Raw genomic sequence first — 18,724 nt, forward strand, 5'->3', positions numbered from 1 at the left:
CCTCACTCCCCCAGTTTTTGTAGGATTTCCTCTACGGAGGTTTCACCTTCGCTGTATTCATCCAGAAGCTGCAAAATATCGCTGATTTCATCCTTTGTTTTTGCGGTAGTGGATTCAGACTGTACGGATTCCTGCATACTTCCCTGGATATAACCGGCCATGGCGCGAATGGTTTTGCACCGGAACAGATCAATGACCTTGATCCGCTTCATGTATTTCTGTTCGATTCTTGCTTGTAGCTGGACAATCAGATGTGAATTTCCGCCGATATCGAAGAAATTTTGTTCCGTTCCGATGTTCTCGATTCCGAGGAGCTCTTGCCATACATGCAGTAGAAACTCCTCCGCATCATTCTCCGGCAACTGCATCTCCGCCTTTTCAGCGAGTTCCTTCAGAATTGGCATTGCCCGCAGCGTCTTTCTGTCGATTTTTTCATTGGATGTGGCGGGCAGGGCTTCCAAACGGATAAACCGGGAAGGGATCATGTACACAGGCAAGTTCTGCTCCAAGCAGTCCTGAATCTCCCGGACCGGGATATCGCGTGCCGATGTATAGTAACAGATCAATTTGTTTGACTCGCCTTCGTTTACCGCCACAACTGCAACCGTCTTCAGCCCTTCCAGTCTGTACAGCGTATGTTCAATTTCACCCGTTTCAATCCGGTACCCCCTTACCTTGACCATTCCGTCTTTCCGGGCAATATATTCAAGCTGGCCATCCATACTGTATTTACCTATATCTCCGGTGTGGTATACGATCTGATCGGTAAACGGATGCGTGCGGTACACAGAAGCGGTTGTCTCCTCGTCTCGGAAATAACCGGGGGTGACCCCTGTCCCGCTGATGCAGATTTCACCCGGAATACCTTGCCCGCATAAGTTGCCATCCTTATCCAGTATGTAAATCCGGTTGTTGTAAATCGGTTTGCCTAGCGGTACTATCGTTTTGCCCGCCAAATCGCTTGCGGCTTCATAACAGGTTGCCCAGATCGTTGCTTCCGTAGGGCCGTACAAATTGTATAGTCTGGCATGAGGGAAGCTTCTGCGGATATCTCCTGCCAGCTTGGGACTCCAAGCTTCGCCGCCAATGGCGACGGCATCAAATTGCTGCAAGCACGTTACCTCCCGCTCAACTTGCGAAGAGAGTCCGAGCAGAAATTGATTCATCAGCGCAGGTACCGAATGCCAGAAATTAATTTTGTTTTGATCAATATAAGCCAACAAAAGCGCGGGGTCCCTTAGCCTGTCCGGCGATACAATATGCAAGGTTGCCCCGCTTGACAGACAACCAAAGATTTCGAAGACTGAAATATCAAAGCTGATCGAGGTGACCAGCATCATGTTGTGCTGCGCTCCCAAGTTGAACTGCTGCCGACTCCACAAAAGATAGTTGAGCACAGAAGTCTGGCTGACCATAACCCCTTTCGGCGTTCCCGTAGAACCTGAGGTATAGATGATATACATCAGCTCCGCAGGTGTCTTAGGCCGGATTCGGGCAATGGGCTGCTTGCGGATCTCAGAGTGCTTATAGCAAGATAGATGATCCGCTATTCCCGCCGGGATTGAGTCGCCAGTAACATCAATGACGGCCTTCAGAACATCACCCGCGAGCTCCACGAGCTTGGGAATAAATGCACCCTCCGAGACAACGGTTCTAATCCCGCTGTGTCTGATCATATACGCAATCCGTTCAGGCGGGAAATCCGCATCAAGCGGAACGTATGGACGGCCTGACTTAAGAATGCCAAGAAGCGCAGCAATCATATGAATGCCGCGGCCCAAATAGACGCCAACCGGATCAGCCGATGCCTGTTCAAGCTGCACCAGAAAGGCTGCTAGCTGATTGGACAGCTCATCCAGCTCCCTGTAGCTGATCCGTTCTCCTTCAAAAACCATAGCCGTGTGGTCGGGGTTCTTGTCCGCTTGCGCTTCAAACAGACGATAGACCTGATCCGGCGGATTCAAGGGAACCGGAGGGGGATTGAATGCATTCATAATCTCCGTTTGGTGACGGGTATCCAACAATTCATAACCGCGAAGCTGGTCTTCAGGGTCTGAGATGACCTGGTTAATCAAATGCGTTAAATAGCAAGCGTAATTTTGTATTGTCCGTTCCGTGAAAAGTGAAGTTTTGTATTCCAGCCTAACCTCGATTTGGCCGTTATCCATTTTGCAAATACAGCTCAAATCATAGAGACTCATTCTGTCATTGTCTTGGGGAACATTGTCATATAGCTGAAAAATAGTAGAAAAAACAGGAGTTCTGCTTGGATCTCTTTCCGGGTTCAGCTTCTCTACCAGTGTATTGAACGGATACCTGCCGTTGGCATACGCTTTTAAACATTTGCGTTTGACTTCCTCCAATACCTCGCCAAAGCTGCCCAGCTCCCGAAAATCCACGCGAATGCATACCATATTCATAAATAATCCGATGACATTCTCCCATTCCTGTTGTTCTCTTCCCGATACCGGGAACCCGACAATAATGTCCTCTTCTTGGCTCAGCTTCTTCAAAAAAAGAAAATAGATCGCCAGAACAGTCATGTACAGAGTCGTTGAGCGGTTTCTTGCCAGCAATTGCAATTGCCCGGTAACCTCCGCTGAAACCGTAAATTTAATATAGCTTCCGTCATAGGCAAGGGAATGCGGGCGGTCATAATCGGTTGGCAGTTCAAGAACCGGGAGCGGCTGGGCCAGCTCTTCCATCCAGTATCTTTCCATGTTCTGAAAATCCCCGGACCCGATCCAGAGCTTCTCCTGCTCTACCCAATCTACCGGCTGCAAGGTAATCGGGGCTAATTGGATGGGACGCTTGAACTGGATTTGGCCGTACAGCTCCATCCATTCGCGGAAAAACACTCCCATGCTCCATCCATCCGAAATAATATGGTGCATGTTGATATATAAGAGATACTCGCTCTCCCCATACCGGTGCAGCTCCGCCCGGAATAAATTCTGCTCCAGCTCAAAAGCGGTCGTGTTCAGTTCATCCAGCCGTCTGGATGAGGCCAGCTTCTGATCCGGCTCCTGTGCATAATCCATAAAATGAATCACATGGCTTCTGTCCGGCACAACGAACTGCTTCGCAGTCCCGTTCACATTCCTGATTACGGTCCGCAGCGAAGAGTGGCGCCGGGTTAGGATGTCAAGCCCCTGCTGCAGAACCGCCAGATCAATCGCCTCGCTGATCCGCTTGACAACCGGTAAATGGTAAGCCGTCGTCTGGGGATCATAGTTCTGCAAGAACCATATCCGGTGCTGTGCCTTGGAAAGATCATAACCGGCATCTGGAGACTCCGGGCTTGCCGCCTTGGCCGGGGCCTCATTTCGTGAAGGAAGAGATTGGTCCAGGTAAGCTGCAAGTTCGGATACCGTCGGGTATTCAAAGATCTCTGCAATACTCAGCTTCTGATGCAGATCCAGATTGAGGAGATTGGCCATCTGCGTAGCCATGATGGAATCTCCGCCCAGCTCATAGAAGTTCTTCGATATATCTATTTCCGCCAGCCCAAATATCTTCGCCCATAATTGCGCCACTGCCTGTTCCGTTTCACTTATAGCAGCCCCGCTCTTGGCAATAACCGCAATCTGTACTGCCGCTGCTGCAACGGGACCAGGCTTCACAGAACGATTGCCGGTTCGCCTGAGCTCAGGCGATAGCTGGAGCGGAAAATTCCGCAGAACGGATTCATTGAGCCGGTCAAAACGTATGTCTGCGACCATCATGCGGGGCTGCTCCAACTGGAGAGCCCGGCCAAACGAACGAATCGCTTCACCGGTTTTTAGCGGTCTGAATATTCCGCTGCCCTCCACTGCACCGTTATCCAGCGCCATGCCGGTCTCTTCCCAGGCAGTCCAGTTAAGGGTAAGCCCGCGGACACCTTTTCTGCGCAAAAAGTGGGCGAAACCGTCCAGGTAGCCATTCCCTGCTGCGTAATCCCCTTGGCCGGGACTGCCCTCCAGGGTCGCTACCGAAGAGAATAGAACAAAAAAGTCCGGCTGCTCCTGCAGCAAGCTATACAGCAGATAAGTACCCTCAATCTTGGGTGCGGTCACCCTTGTAAAATCAGACCAGGACTTGGTAAACAGATAACCGCTGCCGGCGATGCCTGCCGCATGGACGATCCCTTTCACCGGTCCATGTGCTTCTCTTAGCTGCTTCAGGCAGTGTTCAAGTTCTTCACCATCTGTGATGTCGCACGGACATATGATGACCTGGCTGCCTGAACGTTCAATCTCATTCATAAGCTCAATGTTCCGGGGCGGCAGTCCGCTGCGGCTTAAGAGGCCGAGCGTAACCTTGTTCTTCGAGGACAGGTATCTCGCAATCTCCAGCCCAAGCCCGCCGGTTCCGCCGGTGATCAGATACAAGCCGCCATCCTGCAGCTCAAGCGGCTCTTCGGATTCTTCTTCTGCGCAGCGGGCCAACTCCTCGACAAATCGCTCATTCCCGCGGTAAGCCACCTGATACGCAAGCTGCTCCCCGGCAATATCCTCCAGTACCGCTTCCCATCCGGTCTCATCATCGAGGTCTATACTGCGGCATTTCAGATTAGGATACTCCGCACTCACAACCTTCCCCAGATTGAAGAAGGCCGCATAACAAGGCTCAAGCTCTTTTTCGCCTCCGGTGACCTCATAGCCGTACTTGCCCAGCAGCACCATCTCGATCTGCTCTTTGTATTTCGCCTGAGCCAACGCTTTTACGATAAAAAACAGACTTTGGACGCTTTTTTCCTGGGTCGCCTGCAAACTGGAGAAGTTGTCCGGCTTGTAGCCTTCGTCAAGGGCATAGCCATGAATAATCCGGCTTACGCTTCGGCCCTGCAAATCGGCAAACAACTGAAGATAATCCGTTGCCTCGTTGCCGACTACATACCGGGTGTCCTTCTCTTTGCGGTACACTTCCCCCCTGGCGACCTGAATCAGCTCAACGTTATGTGCCTCCAGATGCCTGGTTAATTCCCGCGTTACTCTGCAATCGTTACCGAATAGGAGCACGGTTCCCCCTACTTTGCTTTTCCCCTCCGGCCGTGAAGACTTCAACCAATTGATCCGGTAGAAAAGATGGCTTGAAATCGGCGCCAGCGGGATTTTCTTCAAAGTATAATTCTCCACTTCCACAAAAACGTTGCCACTCTCATCAATCAGGCTGATATCGTAGGAGACGGTTTCGCGGTTATTTCCGTGAGTCTCCCTTTTCCGCAAATAGCTGAAAAAGGAAGACGGCATCCGGCCAAAGATGCGGATGGATTCATAATAGAAGGGAAACGCCTGCCTACCGGGAGCCTCTTCCCGTTGTCCCAGCAGATGCCAGAAACTGAGCGCCGTGTCCATAAGTGCAGGATGAAGCCAATATTCTTCACACCCTCGATCACCGTCCGTTAATCCTATGTGAAGCACAGCGGATGTGCCGTTCTGGTAGAATCTGCGAATGCACTTCCATCTTGGGCCATACTGAATTCCCTCCGTAAGAATTGGAGTAAATACTTCAACGTTCTCTTCGTTCATCTCCTGAATCAGTGCTTCCGGCGCCATCAATGGCATCTTGAGCTCAGCCTGCGGATACATCTCCCCTTGTGCATGAATGATCCAGTTCTCCGCATCGCTATCCTTCCTGCTGGCTATTGTAAAGGCAACATGATCCGGCTCCTCGTGAATAATCGTATGAACAATCCTGTTCTCTTCCGGCGGGCACATCAGCATATGTGACAGCGTAACCTGCCTCAGCTCTACATTCTTCCCGGCAAAATAATACTCGCTTGCCGCCTTGGCCATTTCGAGATAAGCCACTCCCGGCCACACACCAAGATCATGAATACGATGCTCTTGCAGCAGCCAATGCTCTTTGCCGGACAGCTTCGCGGCGTATATTCTCATTCCGGCCGTCTTGACGGTACACTCGCCCAAAAGATCCCCCGGAACAGCCGGAAAGGCTCCTTCATTTGGCTCCGGCGACGGCCAGTGCCTTGTTCTCGCAAAAGGATAGAGCGGCACCCGGACAGTCTGTACGGCTTGTCCGGCCCATAGCGCTGTCCAGTCCACACGCGTACCCTGAACATATAATTGAGCCAGCTCATCAAGCGAGCCATCGGCAGCCTCTGCAGGGTTCGCGGCGATATGCTGGACCAGCCGGTGGGCTGCGTCATAGGCAGCCCTCGCTGTTGCTTCTGTCAGGTCCTGCTGAGCCATATTGTTCTTGGCCCTTTGCCTAATGGGGAAGTACCCGTAATACCCTATCAATTCAGAAAGCTGTTCCACACCGTTCAAAAGGATGGATGCGATGTTCCGCCGCAGCTCAGACGAATTCTTGGCGATGATGGCCAGCCGATGAGCGAAATGCTCCCGGCCAAGCTGAGCCGTATAGACAAGGTTTTGATAATCCCCGTGTTGACTGGCTTGCAGAAATTGAGAGTATCTTTGCAGTAGCTCCAGCAAACCGGACTTTGTTTTTGCAGACACGGGAAAAATCCGCGGCACCTCCGGTTCTGCCTGCACAGTCTGCGTATCTTCCTGCTGCGGCCATTCCTCCAGAAGCACATGACAGTTCATGCCGCTGAAGCCAAAGGAACTGATGCCCGCACGGCGCGGCCCTTGGGCCGGTTCCCAGGCCAGAGCCTTGTCCACCATATAGAACGGCGACTGGGAGAATGGAATATATGGATTCGGCTCTTCAAAATGTAGGGTGGGAACGAGCTGCTTGTGCTTCATTGACAAGATGACCTTGAGGAGAGAGGCCATCCCGGAAGCTCCTACGAGATGACCGATATTGGACTTTACAGAGCCAATCCCGCAAAATTGCTTTTTATTCGTATATTGATCAAAGGCCTGCTTCATCGCCTTCACTTCGATGGGATCTCCAACCACAGTGCCTGTCCCGTGGGTTTCAATATAGGAAATGGTTTCCGGATGGATTCCGGCCTTCGTCCATACCTCAATCAACAGCCGCTCCTGAGCCTCCGGATTGGGAGCGGTGATGTAATTGGAAGCTCCGTCGCTGTTCACCCCGCTACCTTTCACCACCGAATAGATCCGGTCCTTGTCTTTGAGCGCTTCCCGCAAAGGTTTAATTATGATGGCAGACAATCCTTCTCCCCAAGTCGTTCCCTGGGCATTTTTATCGAAGGGGCGTACCTTGCCGTCATTATTTTCCACGATTTTGAACGATGAATTCGCCAGCGGCAGCAGGTTGAGACTGATTCCGCCGACAATGGCCATTTTACATTCTTTATGACGAAGCGATTCACAGCCCTGGTGCAGAGCAACCAAGCCGGAGGAGCATGCGGTATCAATAACCTGATTAGGTCCGGTCAAATCAAAGAAAAAGGCAATCCTTCCCGAAATAAAACTCGGAAGATTGCCGGTCATTGCCAACTCGTTGGAGGAATCAATGAATTGCTGATACAGTCCGGAAGAGTGGTGGTCCCTTCCAATGAACACTCCTGTTTGCGTTCCATATATTTTTTCGCCCATATATCCGGCATCTTCAACCGCTTCAGCGGCAACTTCCAGCATCAGGCGCTGATGCGGGTCCATGAATTCGGCTTCCTTGGGAGACAGGCGAAAATATTCGTTATCGAACGAATCGACCGCCTCCAAATAGCTCCCTTTGCTGTATACGGGCGTCCCTGTCATTGCCCGCAATACAGGATCAACATCTGTTCGCCGCTTCAGCGGAAAATCAGTAATGCCATTGACTCCGTTAAGCAGGTTGTCCCAGTACTGCTCAAGCGTATCGGCAAAAGGAAAGCGGCAAGCGATGCCAATAATGGCGATATCATCGGCTGTACGGTGCTCCGCTTCCGCTGGACTGCTATTTAATTGTTGCAGAATTTTCAGCGCGAGCTTGTGGTCCAGACGGTTGGCCTTGACGCTCTCCAGAATTTCGGCATTCAGCAGATCAATGCTACTCATCAATACGATTCCTCCGTTGTGATAGAAGCTCCACCAAATCTTCTACGGTTTGTTCATCGGAAGTCAGCTTGTCCATCATTGATTGCAGTTGCCGGTCAAGCGAATCCGCGGAAGAGGCCCTCGAATCTGCTGCGGCTTCAGCAGGCTTCACCCGCTTCCGGTCACGCTGCTGCTGCATATAGCCGCAAAGCTCGGCCACCGAAGAATACGTAAACAAATCCGGCAAGTCAAGAATGCCCGGAAACTCAATGTCCAGCTTTCTGAGCAACTGCGTTGCAATCAGTGAATCCCCGCCTATATCCAGGAAACTGCTGTAGATGTTCACTGACGGCAAATGCATCGTTTCTGCCCAGATCCGCGAGACCGCTTGCTCAATGTCATCATAATTCCCGTCGGCACGGCCCGTGATGGTGAACGGGAAGCTATCATGGACCATCTGCTTAGGGACACCCAGCCTGCGGACAAGCGCCTCCTCCAGTCTTAGGAATGAGCTTTCTTGCACGGCTGCAAGCCGATCAAGATTAAGTGAGCCGATCAGCACTTGGCGGCAGTCCATGGCAATCGCTTGTCCAAAGGCATTGACCGCCTCATGCGTTTTTAATGGCTTGAAAATGCCGCTGCCCGTTGCCGCACCGTAGTCAGCAGCCATGCCAATCTCTTCCCAGGCCGCCCAGTTCAGCGCGGTTCCACGAATCCCCTGTCTGCGCAAATAGTGGGCAAATCCATCCAAATAGCCGTTGCCCACGATATAGTCGCCCTGGCCCGGACTTCCTTCCAGTGATGCAGCCGAGGAGAACAGCATGAAAAAGTCGAGGGGCTCCTCTATCAGGCGGTGCAGCAGATAAGCGCCTTCTATCTTGGGTTTCGTGACCCTGCTGAAATCGGTCCAGCTCTTGGTGAACAAAAATCCGCTGCCGGCCAAACCAGCCGCATGGATGACTCCTTTCACCGGACCGAAGGCTTCCCTCAGCCTGTTCAGAGCGGCAGCAAGCGCCTCCTCATCTGTGACATCGCATGGACACACCATCACCCGGCTTCCCGAGCGTTCGATTTCTTCCAGAATCCTCAATTGCCTGCTTCGCATCCCGTCCGTTTCGTTCCGTTCGAGGTCCTCCCCTGAATCAGGAAGGGACAACCCGCCACGGCTTAACAGGCCCAGGCAAATCTTGCTCCGTGAGGACAAATACCTGGCGATTTCGAGACCAATCCCGCCTGTACCGCCGGTAATCACATACAGGCCATCCTCTTGAAGCTCTGGCGGCTGTTCGGATTGTACGAGTTCTCCTGTATAACGGCCGAACTCCTGAACATACCTCTCATTTTCCCTATAGGCAACTTGATAGACATCCTGTCCGTCCTCTATTTCTTCCAGTATGGCTGCAGGTGCTGTCTGATCGTCCAGGTCAATACTGCGGCATCTCATATTCGGATACTCTGCGGCTGCGGTTTTTCCAAGATTGAAGAAGGCCGTCTGACAAGGCTCCAGCTCTTCCTCATGCCCTGTAATCTCGAAGCCATACCTTCCTAACAGCACCAGATCAATCTCCTGCTTGTATTTGGCTTGAACTGCCGACTTCACTGTATAGAACAGACTTTGGATGCTCTTCGCCTGAAGTGCCTGCAGATTGCAGAGTCCGGTGGATTCACCGCCCGCAGCATCCAGAGCGTAGCCGTGAATAATCCTGCTGATATTCCGGTCTTGCAGTTCGTTGAATAAGCGTTGATAATCCGCCTCTTCATTGCCGACCGTGTAGCTGGAGTCCTGTGCCCGGCTATATCTCTCACCCTGCCGGACCCGAATCACCTCTGCGCCTCTTGCCTCAAGCAGCCGGATCAATTCGCCGGATCGTCCTCCTTCGTTTCCAAACAGAAGAACAGCGCCGGCAGCAATGTTTCTTTCTGCTGCCTGCCGGGGCTCCTTCACCCAACGGAGCTGATGGAAGAGATCCTTGGTGACCATTGCTGCGGACACTTTTTTCAAGGTATAGTTCTCTACTTCCGCGAACACGTTCCCTTGCTCATCAATCAGGCGGATATCGTAAGAAATCGTCTCCTTGTTGTCGCCCCCGGCTTCTCTTTGGCACAAGTAGCTGTAAAAGGAAGCCGGCATGCTGTCATAGAACGTAAATTTCCGGAAAGAAAACGGAAGATACAAATCACGTAAAATAAACATGGTGACCGCATTCAGTCCAGTATCGAGCAGAGCCGGATGAAAACCGTATATCGAGAAATCCGCGGCATAGCTTTGCTCCAATTCCACGTGGACAAGCACACGATCCTTGCTTTGGTACAATTGCCGGATGTTGTTCCAGCGCGGACCAAATACAGTGCGGCCCGCAATGCGGCCAAAGTCCGGCTCAATGGGCTCCCACCCGCTATTATTGAGAAGCTGCTCCATATCCACTCTGGCAGCCCCAACGTTCTTGAAAGGTACGATTCTTCCTTCGGCATTCAGGCTCCACTCATGGGTGCTCCCCCCGCTGCCCGGGATGGCCCGGTTGGCAATTTGCAACCGGAGCTGATTGTCCTGCTGCTCTACCAGCGTATGCACTTGATGCCCTTCGCTCTCACCGACAATCAAGGGGGTAATCAAACGAAAATCCTGCAGGCAGAACGCAAGGTTTCCAATATGGGTGCAGCCTGTCTGGCGGGCCCATTCAATCAGCCCCGCTGCCGGAACGATATGGAAACCCATCATCAGATGCTCCCGCAGCAGCCATTGTTCTTCTACCCGCAGTTCAACTTCATAGACCGATTGCTGATAGGTTTCCAGTATCTTGCGCCCGGGCAAGGCTTCATGCGGCAAAGCTTGAAGCGTATGGCTTCCTGGCGGTTTGTCCACCTGCGGCCAGTAGCTTGTCTTTTGGAACGGATAGACAGGAAGTGGAATCCGCCGGTGCTTATCCGGCTGGTAACAGACCTCCCAATCCATCTCGGCTCCTTGAACATACAGCCCGCAAATTCCCGACATCGCCTGAATATCCTGCCCGGAATACGCCGCCAGCATTGTACGTGCCTGTTCATGCAATAGATTCAGGCCCGACTCGGTTATCTCGCCGGTGCTTTTATCCTTTTTGCTGTCCGGAACGATTCTGAATTCACCGTAATAGATTCCGTCCGTTGATTGCCCGGATATGGGCTGCTCATTGACTATGCGGTGCAGTTTTTCTTGTAACTCCTGTACATCCCGGACGATTAGAGCCAGCCGGCACGCATGATGCCCTCTTCCTGTCGCAGCGGTGTAACACAAGTCCGCCAACTCCACATCCCCGTTGCGCTGAATATGGTGCAGATACAGGGCCACCCATTCGAAAAGCACCGCCTTCTTCTTGGCTGAAACTGCAAAGATATGATACGGACGGCTTGTTCCAGTATGTCGGGCGCTGACAGGAGCTTCTTCAAGCACGAGGTGGAGATTTGTCCCGCTGAAGCCAAAGGAGCTGATTCCTGCCCGCAGCGGAATATCCTCCTGCACCCGCGTCCACTCCTGAAGCTTATTGACCATATAGATTGGAGAACCCACAAAGTCGATGAACGGATTGGGATCATCAAAATGAAGGGTGCTGACGAGTTTCTGATGCTTGAGTGACAGAATGGCCTTCATCACCGATGCAATCCCCGAAGCAGCCGCCAAATGGCCAATATTCGATTTCACTGAGCCGATGCCGCAGAACTGCTTTTTGGAAGTATATTTTCGAAAAGCGTTGCTGAGCGACTGGACCTCAATCGGATCTCCAAGAACAGTACCCGTCCCATGAGCTTCGTAAAAACCGATGGTTTCAGGCGCAATCTCCGCATTTCTCCAGGCCTTTATGAATAAATCCTCTTGTGCAAGCGCGTTGGGTGCCGTAAGTCCGTTGGATCTGCCGTCGTTATTCACCGCACTCCCTTTAATAACCGCATGGATATGATCGCGGTCCTCAATCGCTTTATGAAGCGGCTTCAGCAGTAATGATCCGATCCCTTCTCCCCACAAGGTTCCATCCGCTTGTTTATCGAACGGCTTCAACAAATGCAGCTTGGATTCCACCAGACCAAACGCCGGATTTTTCACAGGAAAAAAAACCAGACTGACTCCACCTGCGATCGCCATGTCGCATTCGTTGTTTCTGATCGCCCGGCAGGCATCGTGTATAGCCAGCAGACCGGATGAACAAGCCGAATCCAAGACGATGCTCGGACCTTTCAGATCCAGGAAATAGGAAATCCGGCTGGACAAAATCCCGGTATAAGACCCGGTTAAGGCCAGCTCATCCGTCTGATCCAGCAGGCGGGCGTACATGTTTCCTACGGTATGATCCCTGCCAATAAACACGCCCGTTCTGGAGGATATAATCCGGCGGCCGCCGTATCCGGCATCTTCCACGCTCTCCATAACTGTGGTCAGCAGCAGCCTCTGGATGGGGTCCATCATTTCCGATTCTTTGTTGGAAATTTTGAAGTATTCGGAATCGAACTGGTCAATCTGCTCCAAATACCCCCCTTTTTCATACATGATCTTCCCGGGCGGGCCCGCTGCACTCTTGTGGATGAAACCTTCGACGCCCCTTTGCCTGCTCTCAGGAAAATCGCCGATGCAATCCACCTCATGCAGCAGATTATTCCAGTATGCATCCAAATTAGGGGCTCCCGGAAAACGCCCGGCCATCCCGATGATGGCGATGTCCTTATGCTTTTTCACGCCCGCCTGTTTGATTTCTTTAAGAATAACCTTGGACTTTTCGACGGATAACTGTTGATCTTTGATCTGTTGGTAAATATATTTTTTGGTTTCCTTCATTCGTCTTCTCCCAGCAACCGCTCAACCTCATCAATATCCAATTCGCCATTGGCTAAGCGATGCAATATCTGGTCAAGATTGTGATCCTCTTCTGCCCGGCTTGGATTCACTTCAGCGGATGAAGAAGGCTGATCTTGCTCCATTCTGGAATATACATATTCAGCCATCCTGTTAATCGTGGGGTACGTAAAAATATCTGAAATTCCCAGCATCCCTGGAAAAGCTTTTTCCAACTCCTGCAGCAAATACACAGCAAAGATTGAATTGCCGCCAATCGAAGTAAAAGAATCGTCCAGCCCGATGGATTCTGATTCCAGCAGGGTCACCCATAACTGGCGAATCAGCTCCTTAATGGCCTGCGGCGAGCGGTCATGGGTTCTTCCTCCCGCTGGACTGGCGGATATTTGGGCAGAAGGTGCGGCGTGAAGAACAAGCTGTGGCTCCACGTAGTTCATCAGCAGGTTATTGCCCTCAACAAAGAAACTGCTGCGGAAGCTCTTTAGCGCATTTTCTTTGTTGATAGTTCCGATCACCACCTGTTTCTCGCCTGAAGCCAAGGCAGCATCAAAGGCGGACAGCGCCACATGAGTAGGCAGCAGATTGAAGATCAGCTCTTGATTGAACGTTCCATAATCATAGGCCATGCCAATCTCCTTCCAAGGCGCCCAGTTGAGCGTAATTCCGTTTTGATTGGAGGGCAGACTGTACACAAAGCTATCCAGAAAGCCGTTGGCCGCCACATAATCCCCTTGTCCCGGCGTACCCTCCAGTGAGGACACAGAAGAGTAGCAGACAAAGAATTCCAGCGGCTCTGTAATCAATTCCGCCAGATAGAGGCTGCCTGCGATCTTGGACTGGACAACCTCACGGAAGCGCTGTTCCTCCCTATTGAACAAGAATTGGTCTCCGGCGACTCCGGCGGCGTGCACTACGCCATTAATGCGGCCGAACCTGTTTCTCACATCCTGCAGCACACGTTCCAGTTCGGTTCTGCTCGAAATATTTGCTCTATAGAACGTATATGTACTGCCGCTTTCTTTGATCTGCTGCAGGATTTTAATCCGCCGTATAACCTCATGCTGTTCGCCTGCTTCAAGAATCCCCTCCCACTCCGCTTCACCCGGAAACCCGGAGCGGCTGACCAGCGCCAGATGGACCGGCTTCTTGCTTGCGAGATGCGACGCGGTTGTCAGCCCCAGGCCACCTGTGCCGCCTGTAATCAGATAACAGCCCGATCCGGACACAATCAGCTCCTGGGACAGTGAATTGGACAGCGGAAGCTCCATCATCCTTTGCACGTACCGCTCGCCTTTTCTATACGCAGCAACGTAATTGTCCGGTTGATTGTCCAGCTCAGCCAGAAGCGCGGTGATCTCCGTGTCCGTGTCCAGGTCAATGCAACGGCAGCGCAAATGGGCGTATTCGCTGCTGATCACCTTGCCGAGATGGTAGAAGGCGCTGTGCATCGGGTTCAATCCAGGCTCGTTCTGCGTAACTTGATACCCCAAATCAGCAATGAGGACCAGCTCGAGCTTCTCCCTAATATTATGGGCAACCAAGCTTTTGGTCAGATAAAAAAGACTGAACAGTCCCTTGTTCATGTCCTGCTCGGCGTGGTCGCCTGAACGCAAAGGATCATGGCTCCAGGAGAAGCAGTGAAGCATCCGCTGCACCCCTCTTGACTGGATCTCCCCGCACAATCGGTCAAAATCCTGCTGACTCCCGCTGATGCTGTAATGGTAATCATCCAATTTGTTGAAGCCTTCACCCAGAATCACCGAAATAAAGGGCTTGTCTCTCTCCTGCAGGGCAGCCAGAAGCTTGCGGGAAAGCGGATCTTGTCCGGCAAAGACAAGCGTAAGCGGCAGGCTGCCCTTAGCCTGCTCCCGTTCACGGGGCGGCGTGCGCTCCCACCCCAGCCGATGGAGCAATCCTCCAGGCAATCCCGGAGCGGAAGCGGATGCTTCGATATGCACCCGTTTTAACGAGTACTCTTCAATTTCGGCAAAGACCTCCCCGGCTTCATCAAAGAGCACTATATCGAATGAGACCGTTTCCTGTAGCTCTGCGGTTTGGTTGTTTTTCATGTGCAGCATGCTGTAAACCCTGCGCGGCATCTTGTCAACAATCTTGATCCGTTTATAAGTAAACGGCAGAAATAACCCATCACGAATCTGGCTAATGGGAATATTGACAGCACAATCCAGCAAGGATGGATGTATGGTATAGGCGTGAACCTCTGCTGCAAAAGGAGCCGGCAGTTCGAAATAGCCTACGATTCTATCAGGCTCCACATAAACCTCCCTCATACATTCCCAGTGCGGACCGGTCTGGATCGGGGCCTCTGCTCCAGGCTTGTAGCCCCAAACGGATTGTCTCTTCGATTCTTGCAGGACATCCGTGAGGTCAACCCGCCTTTTTGGCTTCCCGCCGGGCAAGACACTTACGTTTCCTTTACAATGAATCACCCATTCATCCGGCAGCTCCCCGGATTGGGAGGTGATCATGACATCCATCCCCGACTTTTGCTTAGTCAGCACAATGTGGACACTCTTTTTTTCATGCTCCTTCATCTGCAGCGGCTGCAGGAACATGAAATTCTCCAAGCTCAGCCCGCCCTGTCCGGGAACCGTTTGCTGCAAAATTTGAGCGACGATCTCCAGATAAGCGGTTCCGGGCAGAACATAATGGTCCACAATTTTGTGTTCAGCCACTACCCAGTGCGTATCGCAGGAGAATTCGGCTTCATATACTTCAATTCCATTACTGCGGACCAGGCATTGGCCGACAAGCGGTCCCGTCTGAGTCTTATATTCCCTGGGCTCCATCCAGCAGCGGATGTCCTGAAACGGATAGGTAGGCAAGCTGATTAACTGATAGTGCCCGTCCGCGTACAGGCTTGTCCACGGAATCGCTTCTCCCTGTACATACAATTGTGCCAATGACTGCAGAATGGATACACGCTGCTTATCCGCCGCAGCCTTCATCTCTTGGACTAATCCCTGTACATCAGGCCGGGAAACCGGAGCATGGACGCCAGCCTGTTCCTGCCCCGGCGGCACATAGACATGCTCTATAGAGACCTTCTCTATTCCCGCCTGCTTAAGCGATTGAAGCTTCTCGAGCAGATCCATTCGATTTCTGAACACGATTGCCACCTTATGCACATGATGGTCGCGGCCCGTATTCACGGTATAGCACAGGTTGTCCAGATCAATTTCCCCAGACTGATTGATGAATGTGTGATACTCAGAGACGAGCCTGTGCAGCACACTGCTGCTCTTGGCCGATAACACCATTAACTTCCAGCGTTCTGCACTGCATTCCCCTTCATACCCAGTCTTCGCTGCCACTTGGTATTGCTCCAGGATCATATGGCAATTGGTCCCGCTCAAGCCGAAGGAATTAATCCCGCATCTTCGAGGATGCTCACCGCGCTCCCAGGAGCGGATTGCATCGTTCACATAGACCGGGGAATCGAGGAAACTGATCGCCGGGTTCGGGGATTGGAAATGCAGGGTAGGCGGCAATGTCTCATGCTTCAATGCAAGAATACATTTCAGCAATCCGGAAATCCCTGCTGCATGGTCCAAATGTCCGATATTCGATTTAATAGAGCCAATGGCGCAAAATTGTTTTTTTGTCGTGTATCTGTCAAAGGCCCTGGAAATTCCGTCAATCTCAACAGGGTCGCCCAAACGGGTTGCCGTACCATGGGCCTCAATCAAAGAAATGGTTTCCGGGTGGATATCGGCATCCTTCCATGCCCGTATAATCAGCTCCTCCTGTGCTTTGGAGTTTGGCGCGGTAATGCCGATTGATTGCCCGTCCTGATTGACCGCACTCCCTTTGATGAGGGCATAAATATGATCTCCATCCTGTATCGCCCGCTTGGCATCCTTCAATAGAACGACTCCCGCACCTTCCCCAAGGCCGGTTCCATCCGCATCCCGGTCAAAGGTTCTAGTTCTGAACCCGGAGGAGACGATGCCAATGCCGGTGCCCGATTTGTCAAAGGGCTGCAATTGAACCTTTACTCCCCCGGCAAATGCCATCCCGCACTCTCCGCGGCGAATGGACTGACAGGCGAGATGAACGGCGACAAGCGAAGAGGAGCATGCCGTATCCACCAGCAAGCTGGGTCCATGCACATCCAGCCAATAAGCCAGCCGGGCCGGGATAATTGATTTGATGTTGCCCGTCATCGCCAGATCAGCCAGCTCTGCACTGTCCCCGCTGAGCAAATGCTTATATTCTCCCCCGAAATCGCTGCTGTACCCTACAAACACACCGGTTGAGGTTCCGCCCAGTCTGCCTTTCCCGTACCCGGCATCTTCCATCGCCTCTATACAGCATTGCAAAAAGAGGCGCTGATTGGGGTCCATCAGCTTGGCCTCCTTGGGTGAAATGGAAAAGTATTCGCAATCGAACCCGTCAATCCGGTCCAAATACCCGCTTTCCGCATACTCCGCCGCGTCCTTCTGACAATCCTTTTTCAGCAAGGCGGACATGACCGCTTCATAGTCCTGTTTCCGGGACAGGGGAATTTGGCGGATCGAATCCCTGCCAAGTGCAATATTAGTCCAGTACTCCCTGGCGTCATGGGCATCAGGCATCTTCCCTGCCAGCCCAATGATCGCTATATCTTTGCGGGGAGCTTCCTCTGATTCAGCAGATTCACAGGAAAGGGGGAGCTCCTCTTCCAAATTGAGTTGAATCTGATTGAACAGAGGTTTATTTTTCATACACAATTTCCTTTTCGCCAAACATGAGCGCGGCAAAATCATCAAATAGATGTCTTTTCTTAGTTTCATCAAAGATTTGTGTGAAGCGTTCTCTTTGCTCCTCCAGCGGTACTTTTTTGGTCACAAAAACCGAACGGAGCATCTCAATTGCCTGTTTCATGTCTTCCGCCGACTCCTCGCTGCCTTCCTCCTCCAACCGGTTGCTCAGTGCCTGCACCTTCCGGTAAGGCTCTATCACGCCCTGCTGGTACTCCGTTTCATCCCAGTTCTGATTTCGTGTACACACAGCGATAGCTAAAGAGCGCGACACCAGCGTCGGGCGTTTTTCGGCAGCCTGCTCGTCGATGAGCGCCATGATCTCCTGGTAATGATCCTCATACGAAAAGGCGCGCACATGCGAGAAATCACGTTTGATTAAATGGGTCAAAGCCGACTTCGGACCAAGCTCGATAAATGTGTTCACGCCTTGGCGCAGCAAATAATCAATCGTTTCTTTCCATCGCACCGCGCTGACCATTTGCATGCTCAATCGGGTACGGACTCCTTCAGCATCATAGTAGGGCTTCGCATCCACATTCGATAGAACCGGCCAGTTGATGGCGGACATATCCGTAGCGGCCACAACGCGCTGGAATATTTGATTGCTGATTTCAAGATAAGGCGTGTGGAAAGGAGCGGAAACCTGGAGCGGAATACTGACTGCCCCGATCTTCGCCAGATTCTCCGCTGCCTTCGTGACCAGTGACTTGGACCCGGAGATCACCACTTGATTGGAGGAATTGTAATTAGCCACCACGATTGTATCCTCGTCATTCGAAAGCCTTGCACACTCCTCTTCCACCAGCAGCGGATGCAGGCCGTTAATCGCGGCCATACTGCCCTGACCTTCTGTTGTAGCCTGCTGCATCAAGGCCGCTCTCTCCATGACCAGCCGCAGGGCATCTTCATACGTAAACACCCCTGCACATGTAAGTGCCGTAATTTCCCCTAAGCTGTGACCGGCCATGAAGGAGGGGAAAAACTGTTTTTCTTTCCAAATGGATTGGAAAATTGCATAACTGTAGGCAAAGATCGCCGGCTGTGCAAATTCAGTCCGCGTTAACTTGTCCAGATTCCCCTCATTGATGACCGCAAGGAGATCATATCCCAGAATATCGTTTGTTTTGCGGAAAATCTCCCTTGCCTCAGGTGAGCTTTCATAAAGAGATTTGCCCATCATATTGTACTGGCTTCCTTGACCTGGGAACAGCAAAGCAATCTTAATCATATATTTATCCTCCCTTTAT

General features: G+C 51.9%; 4 protein-coding genes. All 4 read right to left on the bottom strand.

Going from position 1 to position 18,724, the window contains the following annotated elements; genetic code table 11:
• Positions 1-2 precede the first annotated feature (2 nt).
• The 4 genes from B212_RS0119305 to fabD are packed head-to-tail and all read right to left on the bottom strand — an operon-like array spanning position 3 to position 18,705.
• A complete protein-coding gene (locus B212_RS0119305) occupies positions 3-7,913 on the bottom strand; it encodes a non-ribosomal peptide synthetase (protein ID WP_019912649.1) in 7,911 nt (2,636 codons plus the stop codon).
• On the bottom strand, positions 7,906-12,693 hold the full coding sequence (locus tag B212_RS0119310; RefSeq protein ID WP_019912651.1) for an SDR family NAD(P)-dependent oxidoreductase: 4,788 nt from the start codon (positions 12,691-12,693) through the stop codon (positions 7,906-7,908). Before B212_RS0119310 ends, B212_RS0119305 begins: the two co-directional genes overlap by 8 nt.
• The gene (locus B212_RS31910; protein ID WP_019912652.1) at positions 12,690-17,438 is read right to left on the bottom strand and encodes a type I polyketide synthase; all 4,749 of its coding nucleotides are present in this window, start codon (positions 17,436-17,438) and stop codon (positions 12,690-12,692) included. The genes B212_RS0119310 and B212_RS31910 overlap by 4 nt, the downstream gene beginning before the upstream one ends.
• Positions 17,428-18,705 carry an ACP S-malonyltransferase gene (gene fabD / locus B212_RS0119320; RefSeq protein ID WP_019912653.1) on the bottom strand — a complete coding sequence of 426 codons (1,278 nt, stop codon included), beginning with the start codon at positions 18,703-18,705 and terminating at the stop codon, positions 17,428-17,430. Before fabD ends, B212_RS31910 begins: the two co-directional genes overlap by 11 nt.
• Positions 18,706-18,724 lie beyond the last annotated feature (19 nt).

The organism is Paenibacillus sp. HW567, assembly GCF_000374185.1.
Taxonomy (GTDB): domain Bacteria; phylum Bacillota; class Bacilli; order Paenibacillales; family Paenibacillaceae; genus Paenibacillus_AQ.

What these genes read in the sequence shown, in the direction of transcription:
- B212_RS0119305 (WP_019912649.1), bottom strand. Translation starts at nt 7,913, where the DNA reads ATGAGTAGCATTGATCTGCTGAATGCCGAAATTCTGGAGAGCGTCAAG.
- B212_RS31910 (WP_019912652.1), bottom strand. Translation starts at nt 17,438, where the DNA reads ATGAAAAATAAACCTCTGTTCAATCAGATTCAACTCAATTTGGAAGAG.
- B212_RS0119310 (WP_019912651.1), bottom strand. Translation starts at nt 12,693, where the DNA reads ATGAAGGAAACCAAAAAATATATTTACCAACAGATCAAAGATCAACAG.
- fabD (WP_019912653.1), bottom strand. Translation starts at nt 18,705, where the DNA reads ATGATTAAGATTGCTTTGCTGTTCCCAGGTCAAGGAAGCCAGTACAAT.